The following is a 23,594-nucleotide window of genomic DNA, read 5'->3' as shown; positions in this document are numbered from 1 at the left end:
CGGTATTGTCGTCTTGGCTGCAATATGCAAAACAACGATAGATTATTTGGGTTTAACGGTTGACCCAACTGGCAAAGCAGATTACATTCTTAACATCAAAAACAGGTGGATAAATAAATGAAACAAAATACGATGAGTTTTATCCTATTACTACTCGGTCTGGCACTTTAGGCGTCCGGGTAGCCTGTATGTAATTAACAAAAACCCGTGTCGCACACGGGTTTTTTTGTGCACGAAATTTTTGCCTCGTTCCAGTACGCAAAAATATATCGCAATCTGTATTCGCAAGCATCGAGAAGGTGAACAAAATGGACAACCGAGTGATTATCTTTGATACCACATTACGCGATGGTGAACAGGCGCTGCCTGCCAGTCTGAGCGGCCGTGAAAAGCTACAAATTGCGCTCATGCTTGAGCGCCTAGGCGTAGACGTTATCGAAGCGGGTTTTCCAGTCTCTTCTCCGGGTGACTTTAAGTCAGTCCAGTTAATTGCCAAAGAGATTAAGAATGCAACCATTTGCGGACTTTCTCGGGCCCTTGAAAAAGACATCGACGCCTGCGGCGAGGCACTCTCAGTAGCCGAACAATTTAGAATTCATACTTTTATTGCAACCTCAGATATTCATGTTGATACCAAACTAAGAAAGTCACAAGACGAAGTAGTTGAAATGGCGATAAAAGCGATTACTCATGCAAAACGCTACACACCAGACGTAGAGTTTTCGTGCGAAGACGCAGGGCGAACTCACATTGATTATTTATGTCGAATGGTCGAAGCCGCAATTAAAGCAGGCGCAACTACGGTGAATATACCCGACACCGTTGGCTATACTATTCCGTCTGAGTTTGGGAGTATTATTGAAAACTTGTTTAATCGCGTACCCAACATCGACAAAGCCGTCATCTCGGTGCATTGTCACAATGATCTAGGGTTGGCAGTAGCTAATTCATTGACCGCAATTCAGCATGGTGCCAGACAGGTTGAATGCACCGTAAACGGAATTGGTGAGCGCGCTGGTAACTGCTCATTAGAAGAAATTGTTATGGCCTTAAAAACCCGTGAACAATTGCTGAATTTACAAACGGGTATTAAATCTCAAGAAATTAGCAAAGCATCGAAACTTGTCAGCCAACTGTGCAATATGCCGGTGCAGGCTAATAAGGCTATTGTTGGTGCGAATGCCTTCAGTCACTCTTCGGGCATTCATCAGGACGGCGTATTAAAAGGCCAAAACACCTACGAAATTATGACCCCAGAAAGTGTAGGCATTAATAAAAACGTGCTTAATCTGACTTCTCGCTCTGGCAGACACGTGATCAAGCATCGCCTAACGGAGCTTGGCTATGGGTCTAGCGAATATGATTTAGACGAAGTATACGCATCGTTTTTGCGCCTTGCCGATAAAAAAGGTCAAGTGTTTGATTATGATTTAGAAGCATTATTGTTTTTCAATCAACAAAAGCATGAGCATGCTTATTACAAGCTGGTGTATTTGCATGCCACTTCTGGTCACAATATCATCCCATCGGCAACGGTTTCTTTAGAAGCGGGCAATGAAAAGGTTACCGAATCTGCCACCGGCAATGGACCGGTCGACGCTGCGTTTAACGCGATTATCAAAGCCATCAAAGGTCACGACTTAGAAATTGTCGATTTCAAACTCGACTCAAAAGGTGAAGGCGCTGATGCATTAGCCCAAGTAAGCGTGGTCGTTGAATACAAGCACCGCAGATTTAACGGCATCGGCTTAGCCACAGACATCGTCGAAGCGGGCGTTAAATCACTTATTTTTGTATTAAACAACATGTATTTAGCCGACCAAATTGACCAACAAAAACAAGAAAAGATAGCAGGAGTATAAAATGGCGCGTCACAACATCGCAGTATTGGCCGGAGACGGCATTGGGCCCGAAATCATGATTGAGGCAAATAAGGTCCTCGACGCAGTGGCACAAAAGTGCGGCTTTGAACTACATCGGACCGAATACCCTGTGGGTGGCTATGCTATTGATCATCACGGCGAGGCATTACCGAGCGACACACTCAAAGGCTGTGAGCAGGCTGATGCGATTTTATTTGGCTCGATAGGCGGTCCAAAGTGGGATGCCCTGCCCCTCGAGAAACGCCCTGAAAGAGCAGCATTGTTGACCTTGCGTAGTCATTTTGATTTGTTCAGTAATTTGCGCCCTGCACGTATCTATAAAGGCCTAGAGCACTTATCCCCATTGCGCACAGATATTGCCAAAAGCGGTGTCGACGTATTGGTTGTGCGCGAACTGACCTCAGGTATCTATTTTGGTCAACCTAAAGGCATTGAAGGCGAGGGTGAGGCGCAAAACGCGTTCGATACCATGCGTTATTCGCGCGCAGAAATTCGCCGCATCGCTCACTCTGCGTTTCAGGCTGCAAGCAAGCGCAACAATAAAGTCACCTCGGTAGACAAAGCCAATGTTTTAGTCAGCAGCCGCATGTGGCGCGAGGTTGCCGAAGAGGTCGCTAGTGAATACCCTGATGTTTCTCTAGAGCACATCTATATCGATAACGCGACCATGCAGCTAATCTGTAACCCCTCACAGTTTGATGTCATGCTTTGCTCGAATTTATTTGGCGACATTTTGTCAGACGAATGCGCCATTCTCACGGGCTCAATGGGTTTGCTTCCTTCCGCGAGCATTAATGGCGACGGTTTTGGGATGTATGAGCCTGCTGGCGGCTCTGCCCCTGATATTGCAGGTAAAGGTATTGCCAATCCTATTGCGCAAATATTATCAGCGGCGATGATGCTCAAATTTTCGTTAAACGAAGAAAAAGCCGCAAATATGATTGAGGATGCCGTGACCAAAACATTGATAGACGGTATACTCACCGCCGAATTATTGTCACCCGAAACGCGCGCTAACGCGAAATCCACGTCACAAGTGGGTGACTATATTGTATCTATCATCCAGGGGAATTAAATGGCCAAAACACTCTATCAAAAAATTGTTGATGCGCACTTAGTTGACAGCATTGGCGAAGATCTCGTGCTGTACATTGACCGTCATTTAATTCATGAAGTCACTACCCCGCAAGCGTTTGCCGGCTTAGCCGAAAAAAACCGTAAAGTACGCCGCCCCGATCTTACCTTTGGCACCATGGACCATAGTATCTCAACGCGCTCTTTAGCAATTGATGCCTGCGGGCCGCAAAACGAATTGCAGCTAAATACTCTGGCAGTTAACTGCGCAAAGTACGGCATTGAGTTATATCCAGTTGGGCATAAAAACCAAGGTATTGTGCACGTAATTGGCCCGCAGTTAGGCTTAATTCAGCCGGGTATGACAGTGGTATGTGGCGATTCCCATACTGCAACGCATGGTGCCTTTGGTGCCCTTGCGTTTGGTATTGGTACTTCGCAAGTAGAGCATGTGCTCGCAACGCAAACCCTGAAGCAGTCCCGAGCCAAAAATATGCTCGTGAAAGTTGACGGAAAACTTGGTCTGGGCGTGACTGCAAAAGACATTATTTTAGCAATTATCGGTAAAATTGGTCATGCAGGCGCCACCGGGCATGTAATTGAATATGCCGGTACCGCCATCAGCGCACTGTCGATGGAACAGCGTATGACGGTCTGTAATATGAGCATCGAAGCCGGTGCAAAAGCAGGCTTAATTGCACCAGATGAAAAAACCTATGCATACATTCAAGGCAAAGAATTTGCCCCAACAGGTGACAAGTGGAGCCAAGCACTTGCCTATTGGCAAACATTGTACTCAGATGACGATGCAGTGTTCGAAACCGTGGTTGAATTGAGCGCAGACGATATAGCGCCGCAAGTCACGTGGGGAACTAACCCCGGTCAGGTTGTAGCAGTTAATCAAAACGTGCCTTCGCCCGATGATTTTGACGATCCTATTGTAAAAGAATCAGCGGTAAAAGCCCTGAAATATATGGCGCTAACCCCAGGACAAGCATTGACTGATGTTGCTATATCCCATGTATTTATTGGCTCTTGCACCAACAGTCGAATAGAAGATTTACGCGCTGCGGCACTTATTGCCAAACAGGGCAAAGTAAAAAACGGCGTCACCGCCATAGTGGTGCCAGGCTCAGTAGCGGTAAAAGCGCAAGCCGAAGCTGAGAACCTCGACAAAATTTTCATTGAATCAGGATTTGAATGGCGTTTACCCGGTTGCTCAATGTGTTTAGGCATGAACGACGATGTGCTAGAAGAAGGCGACAGATGCGCTTCTACTAGTAACCGAAACTTTGAAGGGCGACAAGGTCGAGGCGCAAGAACCCACCTAGTGAGTCCTGAAATGGCGGCAGCCGCTGCAATAACCGGCAGGTTTGCAGACGTTAGAGCATTTGGAGAATAACATGAGCGGAATTAATACGATTGTTGGACGCGGCGCGCCGCTTGATCAAGCGAATGTCGATACTGACCAAATCATCCCAAAGCAGTTTTTAACGGGCGTAACCCGCACCGGTTACGGTAAGCATTTATTTCACGATTGGCGCTACCTAGATAAACATGAAAGCGTGCTTAACCCTGATTTCAGTTTAAATCATGAGGCATATTCTGGCGCTAGCGTATTACTGACTCGCGAAAACTTTGGTTGTGGTTCGAGTCGAGAGCATGCACCATGGGCACTCGCCGATTATGGTTTTAAAGCCATTATTGCAGTCAGTTTTGCAGATATTTTTTACGGCAACTGCATTAACAATCAACTGTTGCCGATTGCATTAAGCTCTGCACAACTGGACCAGCTTTTTGCACGTTTATCGGCATCACCACAAGCAGAAATTAGCATCGACCTGCCCGCTCAAACTGTGACTGCTGGGGATATGGTGTTTAGTTTTGAGATTGCTGATCATCACAAAACTAATTTGCTCAAAGGCCTTGATGCTATAGGACAAACCCTCGAACTAGATAAAACCATTAGCCAATTTGAGAAAAAACGGGCGGTTTGGCTTTAATAAACCTGCTACCCGCCGATAATCATTCTATCTACCATTATTATCTAAACTACTGACAGGCCACTTAGTCTGTCAGCAGTGCTCATCTATATGAATGAAATTGTTGCGATTGAAAATGTTAAAATAGGTATGTACCTAATTGACATACATGAATCTGAAAAAAATTTACAGGTTAAAAGCCAAGGCTTAATCAAATCTACTGCAACCGTCGCTAGCTTGCAAAAGCGCGGCGTTATCTCCATCAAAATTGATGTTGAAAAAAGTGTGCACGCGACGGGCAGCCATCAAGATAGCAAAGAAGCCTCGATGCAGCATGCAAAAGCCTCTAAAAACATACTGAGCTTTGAGCAGCAGCAGGCACATCTGGCCAAAGCCGACAAACTATATACACAGGCAAGAGATGTACAATCTCGCTTTGTTAAACAGCTTCGCTCTGGCAACGCGCCGGACATAGACAGCTTAAATACCGTTTGCCAAGACATTATCGATTCCGTTTTTGAAAATCATCAAGCTTTAAGCTGCTTGGTAATGCTCAAGGATACCAATGACTACTTAGTTGAACACTCTTTAAATTGCGCGATCCTGCTGAGTATTTTTGCAAATCACTTGGGCTTTAGTCAGTCTGATATTGAAGACTTAACCATCTCTGGGTTATTGATGGATATTGGAATGACCATACTTCCGCAGGATTTGGTCACGCGAACCGATGCATATTCACAGGCCGATAAACTGCTCATGCAGACTCATGTAGACATTGCTTGTGAAGTAGTAGATAGATATTGCGATTTGCCTCCCATGGTAGATGATGTTATTCGCAATCACCATGAGCGCATTGACGGCTCTGGCTATCCCAAGCAAAAAACCGATAGTGACATCTCTTTGCACGCCAAGATGGCGGCGATTGTTGATAGCTATGACGCACTGATAAGCAACCGCGGCTATCGCTCTTCAAAGTCGCCTCACGACGCGCTAGAGCAAATGCTGGCCAGTGATGCTTTTGACCAAGGCTTGGTCGCATCGTTTATCGAGGCCATTGGGCTTTATCCTGTCGGCTCGTTAGTTCATCTGAAAAGCGGAAAATTAGGGATTGTAGTGAGGCATAATAAGCCACTCAAGCCCGATATCATGACCTTTTACAGCATCCGCAATAGACACCACACCGAGGTTAGGCTGCTTGACTTAACGAAGTCTACCGACAAAATCTCGGGAGCGGTGCGCCCCGAAGAGTTCAACATTGATTTACCTAAGTTCTTTAAGTCAGTGTTACTGCCATAACTCAATATTTTTGGAGCAAGTGCTCTTCGCCTGCATTCATTTACCTCACGATATCGATATATTCTTCGTCATTGATGCGCAGGCACAATACTGTCGTTTAAAAAATTGCACAGCATTCGGTTATTGTCTGCGGGGCGTAATCTTAGACAATAACGCTTGATTGCGGGGCGAATTGAGGATGTTTTGGGAGATCTTCGCCTTCGCGAAGATGACGAGGGGTGACGATGATGGTGGGGCGGCGAAGATGACGATGGGGGCGATGATAACGGTGGGGGGCGGGATCTGAAACGTGAGTGAATCAGATCCTATTGCTTACCAATCAGATAGCGCGTTCATGGTAAACGTTTCGCCTTTAAACGACAGCACAATCCGCTCTGATTCTATTTCAACAATCGATAGGCCATCATCAATAAAGTCACCCTCAGACAGGCGTCTACCGTTCACTCTCACCCAGCGATCTTGTGGATTAGATGCGAACATATGTGCGCTAAAGCTCATAGCAGGCATTTGCGTTAGCACCGCAGGAGGCAATTGGTCTATGCGCACGGTTTGCTTAGGAGAGGCTTGAGCTTGGGGCTCTGGTGATCTTAAGTCTAATACCGGCCCGACGTTGTCATTTCGCAAAAATTCGCTTAAATCAACTGCTTCGCTTGGCGGGAGCGACTCGCTTGATGAGACATCTTGCTCAGCCTCGAGCTGGGCTGCGGCTCGGTTTACTCGATTGAGTAAGTCTGAAGATAATGCACTGTTTGTAGTCGGGTTTTGATCGCTCCCTGCTGAGTTTTGATTAAGGTCTAAAGACTCATCAGCACCATAACCGAGCACCGTTTCGCCTTCATTTAATACAATGCCATTAATGCTCTGAAAACTGCGGGTAGCATCTGTATTTGTCGAACTCGATGTTTGGCTTGCAGCTGGTTGCTCAATATCTGGCTGTGACTCACTGTTGACTTGCTCATCAGCCACAGGTGTTGGCGCACTCGTCGCTACTTGGTTTGCAGTGCGCTGCGTATCGACTGCGGATGAGGAATTATCAGGTGCCTTGCTTATTGTGCTTGCTGGAGCCGATGGCATATCTTCGCCTAATGCATCGTCAGCAAGCGTATTTTGCAATGGCAAAGATTGCACCGTTTGCCTTTGCTCTGAGCCTGTCATAGCAGAAGACGTGCTGTTATCACTAAACGCTAATTGCTTGATCATCATTAGCGCCAAAAAGCCCAAAATAAACCCAGCAAAGATCACGCCGGCCAGTATGGCATAAGGTCGGAAATACAAACGCCATTTAGAAGGCATTTCGTCGATGGCGGGCATAAACAAAGAGCGGTGAAATTGCTGAGAAAGTTGCCTATCCACCACGGCGCTTTGCTTATCTTCTTGCATCAAGCGTTGCGTAGGCGTTAGTTCTGAATATGTATCATCGTCGGCACCCGCCATGCCCTCTTCGGTTTCCAGCGTAAAACTCTGAGCCTCATCTACTTCTAACAGAGTTACGCCCATTTCCGTAAGGCCTTTGACCATGGCCTCAGACTTGATAATACCCACGCGTCTAATTTTTACTGGCCCGTGCTGCTCAATAACACGAGTGACCATCATGCCCGGTTTGAGTTCGTCAATAGGAATGGATTTAAGCATACAGCCCTCCTATTAATAAACCGGCTAAGACAGCCACCACAAAGCTCACAATGTAGCGGCGCTTCCAACTAGCATGCTGTCGCTGCATAACGATATCTTCACCGAGTACTTGAAAACTCGCCGACATCATTACTTGATAATCAATAAAGGGGCGCTGCAGCGAATAGCCCAAACTCATCGCTCGGTCGCACAATAGGTTAATGACGCGTGGAATGCCTCCGGAAATAGCAAACAGCAGTTCAATCGCCGGCTTGGTAAAAGGGCTTTGCTGAAGGTTCGCAACACTGAGCCGATGCTCTACGTATTGGCCAACTTCTTCTTCAGTCAGAGGCAACAGATGATATCTTGCCGTCACGCGCTGGGCGAGTTGTCTAAGCTCATTGCGCCTTAGTAAAAGCTGCAGCTCTGGCTGGCCAATAAGCACTACTTTTAAGAGTTTTTCGCGATTGGTTTCAAGATTAGTGAGCAGTCGCAATTGCTCGAGCACTTCTGGCAGCAGATGCTGTGCTTCATCAATGATTAAAACCGTATTTTTACCTTTTTGATGATTGCTCGCTAATTTAGCAAGAATTTTGTCGGTAAAGGTTTTAAGGCTCGCAGTGCCGCCTTTATATTTAATGCCAAGCTCATCACACACCGTGGCCAATAGCTCAAGTGCCGACAGCGTTGGATTTAATATTAATGCGGTTTGAGTGTCGTCAGACAAATCCTGCATCAGCTTTCGAGAAACGGTGGTTTTACCGGTGCCAACTTCTCCGGTTAACATTACAAAGCCGCCCGACTCTTGCAGGCCAAAGGTCAGGTGCGCCAAGGCTTGTTTATGACGGGTACTCATAAACAAATAGTCAGGGTTGGGCGCAATAGAAAATGGATTATCCGTTAATCCAAAGTAGCTCAAATACACAGCGGTTTCTTTTATTGATGACGGTTATAGTCGCTACGTTATCATGAAAGCCCTGCGAGTCAATATGACTTGTGTGCTTATGAGCTGTTTACATGCAAATCTGCTCGCCACAATGTTAGGGCACGAGCCCAATCTTGTGTTATTTTATGTGTATATTCTATTGATGGTTAAGCGGCAAACATATGCCTTAACCGCCCTATGGACACTCAAGAAATGCAGACATACCTAGTTGGCGGTGCGGTGCGCGACGGCCTACTTAACAGAGTAGTAACAGAGCGGGATTACGTAGTCGTGGGCGCCACACCACAGCAGATGATCGACAAAGGCTTTACCCAAGTGGGTAAAGACTTCCCGGTGTTTTTGCACCCCAAAACAAAAGAAGAATATGCGCTTGCGCGCACCGAACGAAAACAGGGTCATGGCTACAAGGGTTTTGAGTGTGATGCGTCACCGGATATTACCCTTGAACAAGATTTACTGCGCCGAGATTTGACGGTCAACGCTATGGCGATGGATGACGCAGGCAACATTGTCGACCCGTTTAATGGCCAAGTTGATTTGAAAAACCGCGTATTACGCCATGTAAGCGAGGCCTTTGCAGAAGATCCTCTGCGCGTGCTGCGCGTGGCAAGGTTTGCTGCCCGCTACTCGGCTTTAGGGTTCCATATTCATAACGAAACACTGGATTTAATGCGGGATATTTGTGCAAGCCGCGAACTGCAATATCTCAATGCCCAGCGCGTGTGGCAAGAAACTGCTAAAAGCCTCCGAGAAGACCACCCAGACGTATATTTTACAACCTTAAAATCGGTAGGTGCATTAAGCCATTGGTTCCCTGAATTAGAACAACTTTGGGGAATTCCTAATCCCAGCAAATGGCACCCTGAAATTGATACCGGCGTGCATACGATGATGGTTCTGCAACAAGCGGTAGCGCTGTCGGATGAACTGCCGGTGCGATTTGCGGCGCTGGTGCATGATTTAGGTAAAGCATTAACAGACACAACACAGTGGCCTGCCCACCACGGACACGATGATTTGGGGCTATCTGCCATCAATCAGTTTTGTGACCGCTTAGGCGTACCGAATCACGCCCACGAACTAGGGCTATTGGTCAGTGAACACCACAGTGTGGTGCATCGCATGTTTGAAAAGTCTGCCGAAGATATTTTGCGGGTATATGACAAATCTGACGCATGGCGACGCCCAGAGCGTTTTATACAAATGCTGCTGGTATGTAAATGCGACTTTTTAGGACGTAAAAACTTTACAAATCGCCCTTATCCGCAATACGATTACTGGATTAGTTTGCTAGAAGAGCTCAATGCAGTGGATGTCAAAGCAATCGTTAAACAAGGCCTGCGCGGGCCGCAAATTAAAGACGCGGTGCATCATCAGAGACTGCGAATAATCGCTGATTTTATAAGCAAAATACATCTTGAACACACTAAAAACTAACAAGGGATTGTGATGAAATACGGGCGTTAACTTGGTAGATGAGTACAGAGCAGAGATAGACAAGTTCTTAAATGGATTTTCGGTGGCTCAGTAAAGCGAGTAGAAACGCCGTGAACACAAGCATTAGCAAAAAATATAGTGTAAACTTCGCCTCCATTTTTACCTTAAGGGTCTTTTCATGTTTGCAGAATTAGAATTGGACGATGAGCTTTGTCGTGCAGTGGCCGAAATGGGATTTGCTCAGCCCACCAGCGTGCAGTCCTTGGTTATTCCCGATGCAATGGAAGGACACGACATATTAGCTTGCGCGCCTACCGGCACCGGTAAAACAGCGGCTTTTTTGCTGCCTATCTGTCAATACCTACTTGATAATCCTAAGCGCACCGAAGGCAGTACCCGTGCCTTAGTACTGGTGCCTACTCGCGAACTGGCCAATCAAGTTGGCGAGCAAGCTAGAGCAATTATGAAATATACTGATTTAACCTGCGGTGTCATTACCGGTGGGATAAACTATGGCACTGATAAGGCTTTATTAGGTTCGCGGCCAGATTTATTAATTGCCACACCTGGACGTTTATTTGAACACATCGAGAAAGAAGACTGCGACTGCAGAGACATCGAATCTCTTGTGCTCGATGAAGCTGACCGCATGCTCGACATGGGCTTTTCATCTATCGTCTATCAAATAGCCGGTGAAGCCAGATGGCGTAAGCAAAGTATGTTATTTTCAGCAACGCTTTCAAGCCACGGCGTGCGTAACTTTGCAGCTGAACTGCTTAAAGATCCTATCGAAATTAATGCCGTTTCATCGCGTAAAGAGAAAGCTAAAACATTGCAGTGGTATCACTTGTGTGACGACCTTACCCACAAAGAAGCTTTGCTCGAGCACTATTTAAGTAATAACGTTGAATCATGTATTGTGTTTGTGAAAACTCGTGAGCGCCTGCATTTACTCAAAGACAAGCTAGCCAATAAGTATCAAATGGTTTATCTGCAAGGCGAGATGCCTCAAGACAAGCGCAACGAAGCATTGGCTAAGTTCAAATCAGGCGATGCAAAAATTCTTCTATGCACCGACGTAGCCGCTAGAGGCATCGACGTGCCGAATGTCAGCCATGTAATCAACTTTGATATGCCACGCGGCGCAGATGTGTATTTGCACCGTATTGGTCGCACGGGTCGCGCTGGGGCAAAGGGCACTGCTGTATCGTTAATAGAAGCACACGACTACATTTGGGTCGGCAAAATCGAGCGCTACACCAAAGAAAGCTTCAAACCGCGAGTAATCGACGGCCTTAAGCCTAAAAATAAAGCGCCCAAGTTAGTGAAAAAGAGCAAACCTAAAAGCAAAGGCAAGCGTAAGAATAAGGCATTAGGCACTAACAAGCGCAAGAAAAAATGAGTTTATCTTTAAGCATGCAGCAAATAGTGCTAGCAACCGGCAACAAAGGCAAAGTCGCAGAATTCACGTCATTGTTCGAGCAGTACAAAATACAGGTGAGTCCGCAATCAGAGTTTTTGGTCAGCGATGTCGCCGAAACCGGTTCAACATTTGTCGAAAACGCGATTATTAAAGCACGACATGCTGCCAGAGAAACAAAACTCCCCGCCATTGCAGACGACAGCGGCTTGGTGATTGATGCTTTAAATGGTGCACCCGGTATCTTTAGTGCGCGCTATTGCGGGCAACACGGCAACGATAAAGGCAACTGCGATAAAGTGTTGGCTGAACTTGGCAATGAAAAGCGCCGCAACGCACGATTTTTATGCGTGCTTGTGTATTTGCGTCATGCCAATGACCCTACTCCTATTATTTGTCAGGGCGAGTGGCATGGACAAATTACCCTAGAGCCCCACGGTGACGGCGGATTTGGTTACGATCCCATTTTCTATTTACCAGAGCATAACTGCACCGCAGCCGAACTCGACAAAGCGGTTAAAAATGCCCAGAGCCATCGCGGCAAGGCACTTGCACAGCTAATGAAAGACCTGCAACCCTTACTTTGATGAAAGATATCCCCCTTTCACTGTATGTACACATTCCTTGGTGCGTGCAAAAGTGCCCTTATTGCGACTTTAACTCGCATCAAATGAAAGGGGCGATCCCTGAAAATGAATACATCGGTCATATACTCGACGATTTAAGCCAAGACCTTGTCTCCATTACTTATGCTGGCAAAGTACGGGAGGTGTCGACGATTTTCATTGGCGGCGGCACACCAAGCTTATTAAGCATAGAAGGTATTCAGCGCTTAATGACAGGTATTGCAGCTAGAGTACCATTAGCAAAAAATGCAGAAGTCACTATGGAGGCAAATCCTGGTACGGTTGAAGCTGAGCGTTTTGCAGGATTTAAGCAAGCTGGAATTAACCGTATATCGATTGGCGTGCAAAGCTTTCAACAAGCGCATTTAAATCAGCTAGGCCGTATTCATGACGACCAGCAAGCCATCAATGCCATTGAGTTTGCTAAAGACCTATCTTTACGCTCATTTAATACCGACATCATGCATGGCCTGCCCGAGCAAAGCGTAGACAACGCGCTCAACGATGTCGCTCAAAGTATCTCGCAACATGCGCCGCATATCTCGTGGTATCAGCTCACAATTGAACCAAACACGCTGTTTTATTCAAAACCGCCTGAGTTGCCCGACGATGACGTCTTATGGGAAATTCAATTGCAAGGTCAGCGTTTATTGCAGTCTCACGGCTATACGCAATACGAAATATCTGCCTACAGCAAAGCGGGGCACCAATGCCAGCACAATCTTAACTATTGGCGCTTTGGCGATTATTTAGGTATCGGTTGTGGTGCCCATGGCAAAATTACTGACCTGAACAGCGGAATTATCACTCGTACCGAAAAAGTCAAACACCCAAAAGGCTACATGGATTTATCTAAGCCTTATTTGTACAAGCAAAAGCAAGTACAACATGATGAGCTCGCCTTTGAATTTTTTATGAATCGCTTCCGATTGCTAGAGCCCTGTCCGAAACAAGACTATGTGAATCTTACAGGGCAACAACTTAGCCCAAAAGAACTTCAGCAGTTAGACGACGTGCAAGCAAAAGGCTTGCTGCATGAATCGCCTAGTCATTGGCAAGTTACCGAGCTGGGGCGGCGATACTTAAACACCCTGCTGTCTGAGTTTGTGTAGTCTTGTTAAAAGATGCCGTTGGCACATTCGTGCATAAAAGTGCTAATATCTTGAGCCTCACATCACCAACTTAAGTCAACGCTAAGCCATATGAATTCAACATCGGCTCCATGTGACAACAAGCCCCCACGCGGCGGTAACGCGATTGTCGAAAAGCTCGCGAACATTTTGCTAAAGATAAGCGGTTGGAAGATAGAAGGCAGCTTGCCCGATTACCCTAAAATGGTCATCGCGGTCGCGCCACATACTTCAAATTGGGACTTCTTTTTGGGCTTGGCGGTTTTATTTTCATTACGCATCAAGATAAAATTCTTGGGAAAACACAGTATATTTGTGCCCGTAGTAAAGCAATTTTTAGTGGCCATTGGTGGTATTCCGGTGGAGCGCTCCTCCGCTCATGGCGTTGTTGAGCAAATTGTCGATAAATTCGCCGCAGAGCCGAAAATGATTTTGGCGGTTGCACCAGAGGGCACACGCTCACCCATATTCCCGTGGAAAACCGGCTTCTTGGCAATCGCGCATAAGGCCAAGGTGCCATTGCTATTAATTGGTTTTGATTTCAAACAAAGACGCGTGGTGGTTGGCCCTACCGTGCATAGCCAAGGAAATTTCGAAAAAGACATCGAAACCGTTTATGCATTTTTTAAAACCTTGCCGGCAAAATACCCTGAAAACACTTTGTATGAGCCGCCTGCAGCTAAATAAAAAGGCATGTGGGTTGTTTAAGACATACGCCTAGCTGACCAATTGTAAATATTTTAGCCAGTATTATTCCCAATTTAGTGCATTAATGATGGTAGAAATACTATACTCAATAGCCAAGACACAATGCTTGCCCTAAAACTGCTCACTATGATTGCTTAACCGAAGTCGACACTATGGATTTAAACAAACACATTGCATGCCACCATTGCGACCTGTTAATTCGTCTTCCAGACGAACTAGAGGTTTATCAAAAGGTATGCTGCCCACGTTGCTTCAGCGAGCAATTTGTGATCAGAAAAAATCCCTTAGATAAAACCATCGCAATCGCATTGTGTGCATTAGTCCTGCTCGGTCTTTCTATTAGTTTTCCATTTTTGAGCATTGAAACTGCAGGTAGTATTAATACCATATCGCTTTTACAGTCACCATTAGCGCTCTATGATGAAGGTTACAGCATGATCGCATTGCTGGTGCTGGCCTGCGTTATTTTGCTGCCCGCCATTTACTTATTGAGCCTGCTGGCGATGTTGTTTCCGGTGTATGTTTTTGGCAAAAATCAGGCCTCGGTATTTTATGCAAAAATTGTCACCGCATTGCTGCCTTGGATCATGGCGGATGTATTTGTTATAGGGGTATTAGTGGCCTTGATTAAACTTATGGATACCGCTGAGATAGTCCTAGATATTGCGTTTTGGTCTTACATCGCGTTTACGGTAATGTTTATCATCATCACCAACATCGTAAGCAAGCGGCAGCTTTGGTATTGGGTCGAAAATGGAAAATAAGGCACAAATAATGAAATCAGCCGCAGAGCAAGGTGTAGCAAGTTGTTCTCGATGCCTGACCTTGAGCTATATTGAACATAAACGCTGCCGACTGTGCGACAAGAAATTGTATTTGCGACCGCCCCGCAGTGTGCAAAAAACACTCGCGCTGTTGCTCACTGCATTGATATTTTATATTCCAGCCAATTTGTACCCGATAATGAGCACTACCTTACTTGGCGATGAGATTGCTTCCACTATCATCGGTGGCGTCGTGCTATTTTTCAATCATGGTTCCTATTTTGTTGCTGGGGTGATATTTACCGCCAGCATTGTTATTCCCATCGCTAAAATGATGGTGATTTTGTGGCTATGCTATTGCGTGCATAGCGGTCGTATCAGCCCACAAAAAGAGCTCACCAACATGTATCAAATCGTCGAATTTATTGGCAAATGGTCAATGATTGATGTTTTCGTGGTAGCTGTTTTAGTCGCTTTAGTGCAAATAACTGGCATTATGTCGGTGCATCCCGGGATTGCATCACAGGCATTTGCCATCGTAGTAATATTAACGATGCTTTCAGCACAGCAATTTGATATACGCTTAATATGGGATAATATGAACGCTCACCGCCAAGATTTAACACCTGCAGGCAACCAATGACTGACGAAGTAGTAGACGCAAAACCGATCATAAAGCAAAAGTCTCGGATTTCTCCCATCTGGTTTTTGCCTATTATTGCGGCGATCATTGGTGTGGGGATGCTTTATCAAGAATGGCAAGACCAAGGCCAGCAAATCACGATTAGCTTTGAAAATGCCGAAGGTTTAGAAATAAACAAAACCAAAGTAAAGTTTAAAAACGTGAATATCGGCACCTTGCAAAGCATTGAATTTAGTGAGGATGGCGACGGTATTTTAGCCAATTTGATTATTGAGCGCGACATGACTCGCTTCTTGCGCACCGACAGTCAATTTTGGGTAGTCCGCCCACGAGTAGGCTCGAGCGGTGTGAGCGGCATAGGTACCTTGTTATCAGGTGCATACATCAACCTAGAGCCGGGTAAAGATCAATCTATTAGCAGCAATTTTATTGGCTTAGAATCTCCTCCTGTGGCGTCACCTAACGACGAAGGCCTAAAGCTTATTTTGGTTTCAGACGGCGGTAAAGCTCTCGGAGAAGGCAACCCTGTTTTATATAGAGGCTTTGAAGTTGGTGCGGTTGAAGCAGTTAACTTTGATGTCAAGTCTCGCGAAATAAGCTACGACATATTTATCAAGGCTCCATACCATCGCCTGATCACTACTAATACCTACTTTTGGAACGCAGGCGGTTTTGAACTAAGCACGACTGGGCTGGGCGTTTCAGTAGACTTTGCATCGGTCGAGACCTTTTTATCCGGTGGTGTGGTATTTGATATTCCCGACGACCTGCCGCTGGGCGAGCGGATCACTGAAATAACTGACTTTAAACTATACGCAAGCAAATCAAGCGTCACAGAAGATCGCGCCTACGAATATTTAGAATACGCGATATTAGTAGAAGATTCGGTGGCAGGCATTCAAATCGGTACCCCTGTGGAGTATCGAGGCATTCGTATCGGCAGAGTGGCTAAACCATATTTAGGCTTTCATCAAACCAATCTTATTGCACCCGGTGAAGAACGCATACCCGTGATTATTCATATTGAACCTCGTCGATTAAGTCAAGACGGCAGTTATTCATTGGAGTGGTTTGATCGCCAATTCAAACAGTGGATACAAACTGGGCTTGCAGCGACTATCGAAACAGCCAATTATCTCACCGGTTCGATGAAAGTAAGTTTGGATATGAGCAATGAACTTACCAGCGAAATAACATTTTTTGGAGACTACATGGTGATCCCTGTTGGGCCAACGGGATTCGCAAGTATTTTAGAAAAGACCGATAAGCTGCTCGCAAAACTCAACGCGCTAGATGTTGAATCTATTATCGCGTCGGTCAACAATACCATGGCGACTGCCGACACTACACTCAATAGCGCTAACGACGCCGTCATTGCGACTCAATCGGTGATCGAAAACATGAATCAAACCCTGCTTGAGGGACAAGAGGTAATGAAAGGGCTTCAGCCAAGCTCGCCTTTATACCAAGAGCTGCAAGGTAATCTGATAGAGTTGCAAAACACCATGGACCGCTTACAGCCTTTCTTGGAGCAAATAAGCGCAAAACCAAACCTGTTGATATTTAGCGATGAGCCAAGTGCTGATCCAGAACCCAAACGGAAAAACCCATAATGTTATTTCGCATGTTCGTCATAATCACCGCCCTCTCATTAAGTGCTTGTGGCGCGGTGGCACCGGTTCCTACTATGCAGCATTATTTATTGGACGTTGCGCCGAAGCAAAACAGCGGCAGCGCGGGTGCACAAATTGCGCAAGTTAGAGTGATTTCAATGCCTGATTATTTAAATCAAAGTTCGCTAGTAATGATGGTAGATGATCATCGCATGCAAATTGCGCGCTATCACAGTTGGGCAGACCGACTTAACGATAGCGTCGCTCGTATCGTTGAGTATGAATATAATAAACGGCTGGCGAGTGGTGTTGAAATCAAAGACTGCCAATATTGCTACAGCATTGCCCTATCAATTGAACATTTCTATCCGACATCCGAAGGTGACGTCTATTTGGTAGGCTACTATCAATATGAAACTGAACAAAGGGAAACGGTAAAACAGAGGTTTAATTTAAGCGGCAAAATGAAAGCTGATGGTTATCAAGCAGCAGTTGCTGAAATGCGGGCACTGTTGGTATTGTTGAGCCAGCAAATTGCGGAACAATCCCGACCTTAGTGTTAGGCCATTTAAAGGCTTCTTTCTCAGTAAACTGGCTAGCCACTGGGGCTCGCAATGATTGGGTATGGTCAATTATGCATGCTGAGTACGCAGCATAATCCCTTGCTCTGGCACCGGCATCTCGACTTGGACAAATTCAGTTGAGCATTTTACCTTGCTGGCTTGCATCCGCCCTGCCTTCAAATGATGCAAATGATGAGTAAGCGTACAGAATATCTGCCCATTGTTGGGCTGAGCGAATGCGCATAATGGGTTATCCCTATTTAGACAACATATTAGTCATGCGTGTCGCTTGCTAGACTAGGTGTGGTTGTTTTGACTGACACGAAGCAGCCGCTTCGCTAAATATTACTGATAAATTACTTTATAACAATTAGCTCCGATTACTTACGAATAATTCTATGGTTTACGATTATTGGTTTTTCTTGCCTCTCTAAGTTACTCACTTGGGTTGATAATTTTTGGCGAACATAGAAATAGCTATCATCATGGCCGCAATACGTATAACTAATTGCAAAATTACTTTTTCTATCGGCGTGCTGTAATTTCAAAACACCACCTTTTTGAACATGATATACCAACTCGGTAGTCGCCTTTCCTAATGCGAAAATAGAAAACTTGGACACCTCAAATGCCGCATAATTTTCACTAATAACCGAAATAGTCGCTATTTCATTTATAGAAAGCGTTTCTGCATTAAAGTTAAATTCGCATGCATCAAGGGTATTTGGTGGCTCGTAGCTAATGCTAGCTTGGCTATGTGAAAAAAAAGGAACTATAATTAATAATAGTAAAAGTCTGCAGCTTGAAAGCTTCATTAATACAATCTCCAAATACAAAATGCTGCTGCTACTAAACCAGAAGCAAAGATTGATTGATTCCAGTTCTTAGAATTAATCCGACTAGCGCTATTCGTGAGGACCCCAAAATTCATTATTAATGCAATTATCAATAGAGCGACCATAATTGGTATTTCATTAACTACCACCGATAAACACAACAACCCAAATAGGAAAGCCGGCACCAAGATTCCAACACCCTTACTCATTCAACTCCTACCTCTGATATTAAATCTCCCATAACTAAGCGCTCAGGAAGAACGGCTAGCCCATCACCCGCTCTGGTGACCCCATGGTAAAAATCGCCTAAGTAAATCGCTGATTTTTGTTGCATATTTAATTTTCGCATTATGGCCATTCTACCGGTAAAGCGACCTAAAATGTATGACCGCTTCGAGTCATTAACCAAAGAGATGGCATCGAATACCTCGGTATGATAGCTTCGAATGGCTCTGAAGACCTGCTCGCGGAACTCACTATCGTGAATAAATTTATTTGCGGTCAAATCAAACAGGCGCGTTCTCAGTCTAAACTGAGCCTCCTTCGCTTCGCCATTTAAGCCATAGGCGTCTGCCGCCGCTATATTTGCCCTATAATACGCCTTGGGTATACTTGCTGCCCCATCAATCAATCCACTCGCAAAAGATGCTGAGTTTTTATTCATTTCTTCAGCTAGCGCTTGCATTTTTTTATCAAATTCACTCATCATTGAGTTTATCGAATCAATAAACTGCTCAAATGTAATACTTTCATTACTACCATTTGCACTATTTATATGAGTTTGAGCTATGGCATTAAAGCCTCTAAAGCCACGCCCTTGGGTATTGTACATGGCCCCATCGTAAGAAAACGTCGTGCTATTGATGCCACCGACACCATTAGTAGTGTCGACTTTGTGCACCACGTACATGCTAGAGGTAAAAGGTAAATTAATTAACACTGACCCCTTAAGCTCTGTTTAACCGCACATGCCCTTTCCGATCCGTTGAGGATGGTCGTCTTTCGCGCTTTTTGCGCAAGATGATCACCGCAGGTGGACACGTGCGGCAACGGATGGCAGGAAGAAGCGCGAGCTTGACCCACACGTATCTGGCGGAAGCAGCTCAATGCCTCCCATAAACAGGCGCTTTTAATTAGCTGTCGGCCACTGCTGGGCGTCATGGAGAACACGCAAGACTTCGATGTAATTTGTACTGATATTCTCTCGGTAGATCACGATAAATGGCACACCATCGATCACCAGCTCTCGCGTATTTTTCAATCGGCCTTGGCGACCGGCTCTCGGGTGATCCGGTAAGATTAGATGCGTGCTATCGATGATATTCATCACAACATCGATAGCAACGATGGGGCTATTCTCTTGGGCAATATGGGCTTCAATTTTCTCTAAATCGATATCTGCAAGGTCAGTCCATTTGAGCTGCACGCTTTGCCTCCCATTTGGCTTTAACATCTGTATGGTCGATCAAGCGCCCTTCATCAGCAGCTTTCACGCCCTTTTCTACTTCACGGATAAACCACTCTTCACGGGCTACATACTGCTTGATAGCTTCTGCCATCAGCCATGCACGGGGTCTATCCATCGCTTCAGCCATTTGACCTACGCGGGTTAATGTTTCGTCATCTAATCTCACTGAGGTAGCTTTTAGAGGCATAGTGATTCTCCGAGGTTCTTTTAGAACCTCAAGTATAGCTAATCTAGCTTTCAATGTCTTCCTCCACTTCTTCAGCGGCTAAGGCAGAGAGTAAGCCCTCTTCGTAAAGTTCGGGGGCTTGCTCTAGCTGCTGTGCTCGCATCATCTTGGCGGGGTGTGTCGCAGTGTGGATGTCTTTTAGTTTTCGGATACTTACTTGTGTGTAGATCTGTGTTGTCTCAAGGCCAACGTGGCCGAGCATGGCTTGGATAAAGCGAACGTCTGCGCCGTTCTCTAGCATCAAGGTGGCCATCGTGTAGTGGAACAAGTGGCAGCTTCCACGCTTGCCGATGCCGGCTTGGTCGATATATTCCCGCACCATCTGCGTGAGTCGATTCGCGGTAAAGGCTTGGCTTAAGTTAGTTAAGAACAAGGTGCCTTCGTCATCGGGCATCGTTAGGCTTGGGGCGTACTTCCACTTGGTATTTCTCGATCCATTTTAAAGCGCGTTCACCTATCGGGATCATTCTGTCTTTTTTGCCTTTGCCCTGTGTGACCATCACGGTTCCGCGTTCTGTATCAATGTCGAACAGTTTTAAGTTAATCAGCTCCATGCGTCTCATACCCTTGCTGTAGTGCGTTTCTAATATCGCTCTATCGCTCACACCGGTTGGTGTGTAGGTGTTGGGCTGATTGATGATGGCTTCTGACTCGGCCACGGTTAATATATTTTTGGAAAGTCGTCGCTCAAGGCGTGGCAAGTCCAAGTCACTGGCGGGGTTATACAGGATGTAGTTTTGTCTGGCTAACCATTTGAACCACGCTTTGATCGGTGCAACTCTAACGTGTTGGCTTCTTGTGCTTAGCGGTTCACCGTCACGTTCTTTGCGGTACATAAGCAGATAACGCTGATAGCGTTCGATAATGGGCTTGGTAATTTCTGGTGGCTTTATTAATCCTCGTTCGTCACACCATTGGATAAAATACCTCCGATACACTTCGCGGTTTTCGATGGTTTTGGGTGAGTAGTTTTTCTCGGCTTGCCACAGTAAAAAACGACGCATGTAATTAAATAGGCTTTCTGGGTCGTTCGTGTCGCCGATAGGTGGACGTGGTGTTTTCTCTCCTTTCTTCGGCGTTGTTAAACGTCAATTGTGATGCTGTCGTTATGATGCGATGCAACTAACTTTTCCACTGGATAAGTGTTATTTTCTTCACTTTCACTATTATTGCCGTTTAAGCCTTTATTTATTGTGGTTTCAGGCGATCTACCACTAGGCGCTTAAACCATAACTGCCAATCGTGGAGCCTAAGCGGTCTTTGTGGGATGTTATTTTACCAAAAGGTGAGGTTCGTTGAAAAAAGAGGGTCCTTAGCTATTGTGCGTAAGCTTGCTTATAGGGCTGCACTTTAAAATTTTTTGCCAACCTAAAAAGCTCTTTTATTTTCAACAAACCTGACCCTTTGATCCCAACGGATGAACACTGGCAACACTATTACCTTGCGACAAGTCTACTTGTGACCATTTCAAATTGACCAACTCAGACACACGTAATGCGTGATGGTAAGCAATTATGATGATGGTACTGTCACGATGACCGCGACGACCAATAGACTTGGCAGCTTTGCTGATGCGTTCAATCTCTGATGATGTTAGATATTCACGTTCACGAACATCTTTATATTTGCGGGTATTGGTAACTTTCGAGTTTTTGGTGTTTGGGGTGGGTGTTCTGTAATCGTCTACGTTGCTGATATTACTCATTCGGCTCTTCGTAACTTTCGAGATTATAGCCCAAAACTGGAAAGATTTATACGGACGGTTTGATGATGGAGATTGCTAGTAATGCTGAAGATGGTGTGAAGCTTTGATGATGGGTAATAGAGTAAGGGCCGAATCCCGCAGGGGTTCGGCCAACAAAAGTCTATATAGGTTTAAAGGCCACATTCTTTTTCTAAATGACTTTTGAGATTGCGATACTCAGTCGAAATATCAGTTTCAATGCTCATGCCGTTTGCTTCAGCTTGAAACCCAGCCCAGAAAACATAAAATTTATGAAGGTCTCTTTCAAAGATTCCCATACATTGAAATTGCTTTCCTAGCTTTGAGCTTGAGGCGAGACCCCAAGTGTTTATCAGGTATTGGTCAAGGTCATACAGGCGCTCTTCAATGTCACTGTCGGGTGTGTAACCATTAAGTGCCTCTCGGTTCTTTCCTAGACCATAGTATTTCGAAAATCTTTTTATAAACTTTGGGGGTAACATTCTACTTAACTCCAAAGCAGCTTCTCGCAACCCTTTTGGTTTCCAGTATTCACCATTTCTTACTTTTGGCGTAACCATTAATGTCGCAAACAGCCCAGAGTAATTGCTGACAGTACCTTTCGCTGCCGATGAACTATCAACAACAATTATTCTAGGTAATGCCTTCGGTAATGATTCTGAGATTCTTTCATAATCTTCGGCCATTGCACATCCCGTAGAAACAAACATAATAGACAAAAATGTAACTTTTATAATGTTTAGCATTATTCAATCCTTAATTTGACGAGCCATATGGGGTCATACATGATGAGCCTCCTGAGCATATCGACTCACCTTTCGCTCCCCATCTCTGTCTGGTCCTCTTGGCGATTGATTTATTGATGAACCTGACATCTCCCTTAGGAGTTCGGACATAATATCCGGGGGTTGAACCGCTTAGAACTGCTTGCGCATCAGTTTTACTAAAGCCTTCCTGATTTCCTCGTCCTCCGGGATGAGTATGTAGAGTGTCCTTAATCTTCCAGCTAGTTGGCTTTCTAATTCCGACATTCATATTAAAAGTAGCAGGAACCTCAACGGCATTGGTGAAATAGTAGTTGCCGTTATCTGCCTTTATAAGAAAGCCAATAAGCTCAGTGTTTTTATCCGTATTCTGGTAAGCATCTTCATTTTGTTTGTAAAATGCCAAGGCGGCTTCGTGTGGGTCTTCCCAGCCATCGTCATGGCCCTTGATTTTGTCAATTTTAAAGTTAACATCAACTTCTTCAGGTTTTTTACCACCGACCCTAGAGCCTGAAATGTCAGAGTTTTCTACATTGGTACCAAAATTATCATCTTTTGACTCTTCACTTTCAATATCTGCAGCAGATTCAGGAGGAGTGTTGTTCTGTGGTGAAGCATTTGCGCCATTGTTACCTGTACTTTCCTTACTCGGCCTACTCGACCACCCAGTAGCATTGCATTCACTGCTATCTAACTTACAAATTGAATTTTTGTCTTTAGGTGGCTCGTAACACTGCACTCCACTGGCATCACAATCAGGAGCATATCCAGTCGGGTCGGTCCCTGCAAGTGGATTATTCATGATATACGAATAGGGATTGATACCTTGAGAGCCCCCATGAATAAAAGGATCAACCGACATAAACCGCCCAATATTGTAG

At 45.2% G+C, this 23,594-nt stretch carries 25 protein-coding genes; 14 read left to right on the top strand and 11 right to left on the bottom strand.

Going from position 1 to position 23,594, the window contains the following annotated elements:
- Nucleotides 1-308 precede the first annotated feature (308 nt).
- The 5 genes from leuA (at nucleotide 309) to AB9H30_RS18750 (ending at nucleotide 6,235) form a co-directional block, all read left to right on the top strand.
- Nucleotides 309-1,862 (top strand): 2-isopropylmalate synthase, encoded by a 1,554-nt coding sequence (gene leuA / locus AB9H30_RS18770; RefSeq protein ID WP_371196332.1) that lies wholly within the window; start codon nucleotides 309-311, stop codon nucleotides 1,860-1,862.
- A gap of 1 nt (nucleotide 1,863) precedes the next feature.
- On the top strand, nucleotides 1,864-2,958 hold the full coding sequence (leuB, locus tag AB9H30_RS18765; RefSeq protein WP_371196331.1) for a 3-isopropylmalate dehydrogenase: 1,095 nt from the start codon (nucleotides 1,864-1,866) through the stop codon (nucleotides 2,956-2,958).
- Entirely contained in the window at nucleotides 2,959-4,359 is a 1,401-nt protein-coding gene (gene leuC, locus AB9H30_RS18760; RefSeq protein ID WP_371196330.1) for a 3-isopropylmalate dehydratase large subunit, read from the top strand.
- Between the two features lies 1 nt (nucleotide 4,360).
- Nucleotides 4,361-4,960, top strand: coding sequence for a 3-isopropylmalate dehydratase small subunit (gene leuD / locus AB9H30_RS18755; protein WP_371196329.1), 600 nt, complete (start codon nucleotides 4,361-4,363; stop codon nucleotides 4,958-4,960).
- A gap of 90 nt (nucleotides 4,961-5,050) precedes the next feature.
- Entirely contained in the window at nucleotides 5,051-6,235 is a 1,185-nt protein-coding gene (locus AB9H30_RS18750) for an HD-GYP domain-containing protein (RefSeq protein ID WP_371196328.1), read from the top strand.
- Nucleotides 6,236-6,547: 312 nt separating this feature from the next.
- Here the strand turns inward: AB9H30_RS18750 and AB9H30_RS18745 are convergent, their stop codons facing one another.
- Complete coding sequence (locus AB9H30_RS18745) at nucleotides 6,548-7,867, bottom strand: general secretion pathway protein GspB (protein WP_371196327.1); 1,320 nt, start codon at nucleotides 7,865-7,867, stop codon at nucleotides 6,548-6,550.
- Nucleotides 7,860-8,771, bottom strand: coding sequence for an ExeA family protein (locus AB9H30_RS18740; protein WP_371196326.1), 912 nt, complete (start codon nucleotides 8,769-8,771; stop codon nucleotides 7,860-7,862). Before AB9H30_RS18740 ends, AB9H30_RS18745 begins: the two co-directional genes overlap by 8 nt.
- 213 nt (nucleotides 8,772-8,984) lie before the next feature.
- On the opposite strand from AB9H30_RS18740, the gene AB9H30_RS18735 reads away from it, so the two are divergent.
- The 9 genes from AB9H30_RS18735 (at nucleotide 8,985) to AB9H30_RS18695 (ending at nucleotide 17,690) form a co-directional block, all read left to right on the top strand.
- Nucleotides 8,985-10,229 (top strand): multifunctional CCA addition/repair protein, encoded by a 1,245-nt coding sequence (locus AB9H30_RS18735; RefSeq protein ID WP_371196325.1) that lies wholly within the window; start codon nucleotides 8,985-8,987, stop codon nucleotides 10,227-10,229.
- Between the two features lie 178 nt (nucleotides 10,230-10,407).
- Nucleotides 10,408-11,631, top strand: a complete 1,224-nt coding sequence (gene srmB, locus AB9H30_RS18730) for an ATP-dependent RNA helicase SrmB (protein WP_371196324.1) — start codon at nucleotides 10,408-10,410, stop codon at nucleotides 11,629-11,631.
- The gene (gene rdgB / locus AB9H30_RS18725; protein WP_371196323.1) at nucleotides 11,628-12,236 is read left to right on the top strand and encodes an RdgB/HAM1 family non-canonical purine NTP pyrophosphatase; all 609 of its coding nucleotides are present in this window, start codon (nucleotides 11,628-11,630) and stop codon (nucleotides 12,234-12,236) included. Before srmB ends, rdgB begins: the two co-directional genes overlap by 4 nt.
- Complete coding sequence (gene hemW, locus AB9H30_RS18720) at nucleotides 12,236-13,387, top strand: radical SAM family heme chaperone HemW (protein WP_371196322.1); 1,152 nt, start codon at nucleotides 12,236-12,238, stop codon at nucleotides 13,385-13,387. The genes rdgB and hemW overlap by 1 nt, the downstream gene beginning before the upstream one ends.
- Nucleotides 13,388-13,477: 90 nt before the next feature.
- Nucleotides 13,478-14,092, top strand: a complete 615-nt coding sequence (locus tag AB9H30_RS18715) for a 1-acyl-sn-glycerol-3-phosphate acyltransferase (protein WP_371196321.1) — start codon at nucleotides 13,478-13,480, stop codon at nucleotides 14,090-14,092.
- A gap of 173 nt (nucleotides 14,093-14,265) precedes the next feature.
- A complete protein-coding gene (locus tag AB9H30_RS18710; protein ID WP_371196320.1) occupies nucleotides 14,266-14,877 on the top strand; it encodes a paraquat-inducible protein A in 612 nt (203 codons plus the stop codon).
- Between the two features lie 10 nt (nucleotides 14,878-14,887).
- Entirely contained in the window at nucleotides 14,888-15,520 is a 633-nt protein-coding gene (locus AB9H30_RS18705; protein WP_371196319.1) for a paraquat-inducible protein A, read from the top strand.
- Nucleotides 15,517-17,133, top strand: a complete 1,617-nt coding sequence (gene pqiB / locus AB9H30_RS18700) for an intermembrane transport protein PqiB (RefSeq protein WP_371196318.1) — start codon at nucleotides 15,517-15,519, stop codon at nucleotides 17,131-17,133. Before AB9H30_RS18705 ends, pqiB begins: the two co-directional genes overlap by 4 nt.
- An 11-nt stretch (nucleotides 17,134-17,144) precedes the next feature.
- Nucleotides 17,145-17,690, top strand: a complete 546-nt coding sequence (locus tag AB9H30_RS18695; RefSeq protein WP_371196317.1) for a membrane integrity-associated transporter subunit PqiC — start codon at nucleotides 17,145-17,147, stop codon at nucleotides 17,688-17,690.
- A 386-nt stretch (nucleotides 17,691-18,076) separates the two neighbouring features.
- Here the strand turns inward: AB9H30_RS18695 and AB9H30_RS18690 are convergent, their stop codons facing one another.
- The 9 genes from AB9H30_RS18690 to AB9H30_RS18650 all read right to left on the bottom strand — a co-directional run.
- Nucleotides 18,077-18,511 (bottom strand): hypothetical protein, encoded by a 435-nt coding sequence (locus tag AB9H30_RS18690; RefSeq protein WP_371196316.1) that lies wholly within the window; start codon nucleotides 18,509-18,511, stop codon nucleotides 18,077-18,079.
- Between the two features lie 226 nt (nucleotides 18,512-18,737).
- Nucleotides 18,738-19,472, bottom strand: coding sequence for a toxin TcdB middle/N-terminal domain-containing protein (locus AB9H30_RS18685; RefSeq protein ID WP_371196315.1), 735 nt, complete (start codon nucleotides 19,470-19,472; stop codon nucleotides 18,738-18,740).
- Nucleotides 19,473-19,661: 189 nt separating this feature from the next.
- Nucleotides 19,662-19,958, bottom strand: coding sequence for a type II toxin-antitoxin system RelE/ParE family toxin (locus AB9H30_RS18680; protein WP_371196313.1), 297 nt, complete (start codon nucleotides 19,956-19,958; stop codon nucleotides 19,662-19,664).
- Nucleotides 19,939-20,187, bottom strand: a complete 249-nt coding sequence (locus AB9H30_RS18675) for a CopG family ribbon-helix-helix protein (RefSeq protein WP_371196312.1) — start codon at nucleotides 20,185-20,187, stop codon at nucleotides 19,939-19,941. The genes AB9H30_RS18680 and AB9H30_RS18675 overlap by 20 nt, the downstream gene beginning before the upstream one ends.
- A 43-nt stretch (nucleotides 20,188-20,230) precedes the next feature.
- Nucleotides 20,231-20,620 carry a tyrosine-type recombinase/integrase gene (locus AB9H30_RS18670; protein ID WP_371196311.1) on the bottom strand — a complete coding sequence of 130 codons (390 nt, stop codon included), beginning with the start codon at nucleotides 20,618-20,620 and terminating at the stop codon, nucleotides 20,231-20,233.
- The gene (locus AB9H30_RS18665; RefSeq protein ID WP_371196336.1) at nucleotides 20,610-21,269 is read right to left on the bottom strand and encodes a tyrosine-type recombinase/integrase; all 660 of its coding nucleotides are present in this window, start codon (nucleotides 21,267-21,269) and stop codon (nucleotides 20,610-20,612) included. The genes AB9H30_RS18670 and AB9H30_RS18665 overlap by 11 nt, the downstream gene beginning before the upstream one ends.
- 344 nt (nucleotides 21,270-21,613) lie before the next feature.
- On the bottom strand, nucleotides 21,614-21,931 hold the full coding sequence (locus AB9H30_RS18660) for a tyrosine-type recombinase/integrase (protein WP_371196309.1): 318 nt from the start codon (nucleotides 21,929-21,931) through the stop codon (nucleotides 21,614-21,616).
- 170 nt (nucleotides 21,932-22,101) lie between these two features.
- Nucleotides 22,102-22,695, bottom strand: coding sequence for a hypothetical protein (locus AB9H30_RS18655; RefSeq protein ID WP_371196308.1), 594 nt, complete (start codon nucleotides 22,693-22,695; stop codon nucleotides 22,102-22,104).
- A 10-nt stretch (nucleotides 22,696-22,705) separates the two neighbouring features.
- Nucleotides 22,706-23,594: RHS repeat-associated core domain-containing protein (locus AB9H30_RS18650; RefSeq protein WP_371196307.1), on the bottom strand; the 889-nt coding region annotated here is incomplete at its 5' end.

Origin of the sequence: Glaciecola sp. SC05, from assembly GCF_041380235.1 — a bacterium.
Classification (GTDB): Bacteria; Pseudomonadota; Gammaproteobacteria; order Enterobacterales; family Alteromonadaceae; genus Glaciecola.
The sequence above is the reverse complement of the archived record's forward strand: the minus strand, read 5'-3'. Positions and strand labels throughout refer to the sequence as shown.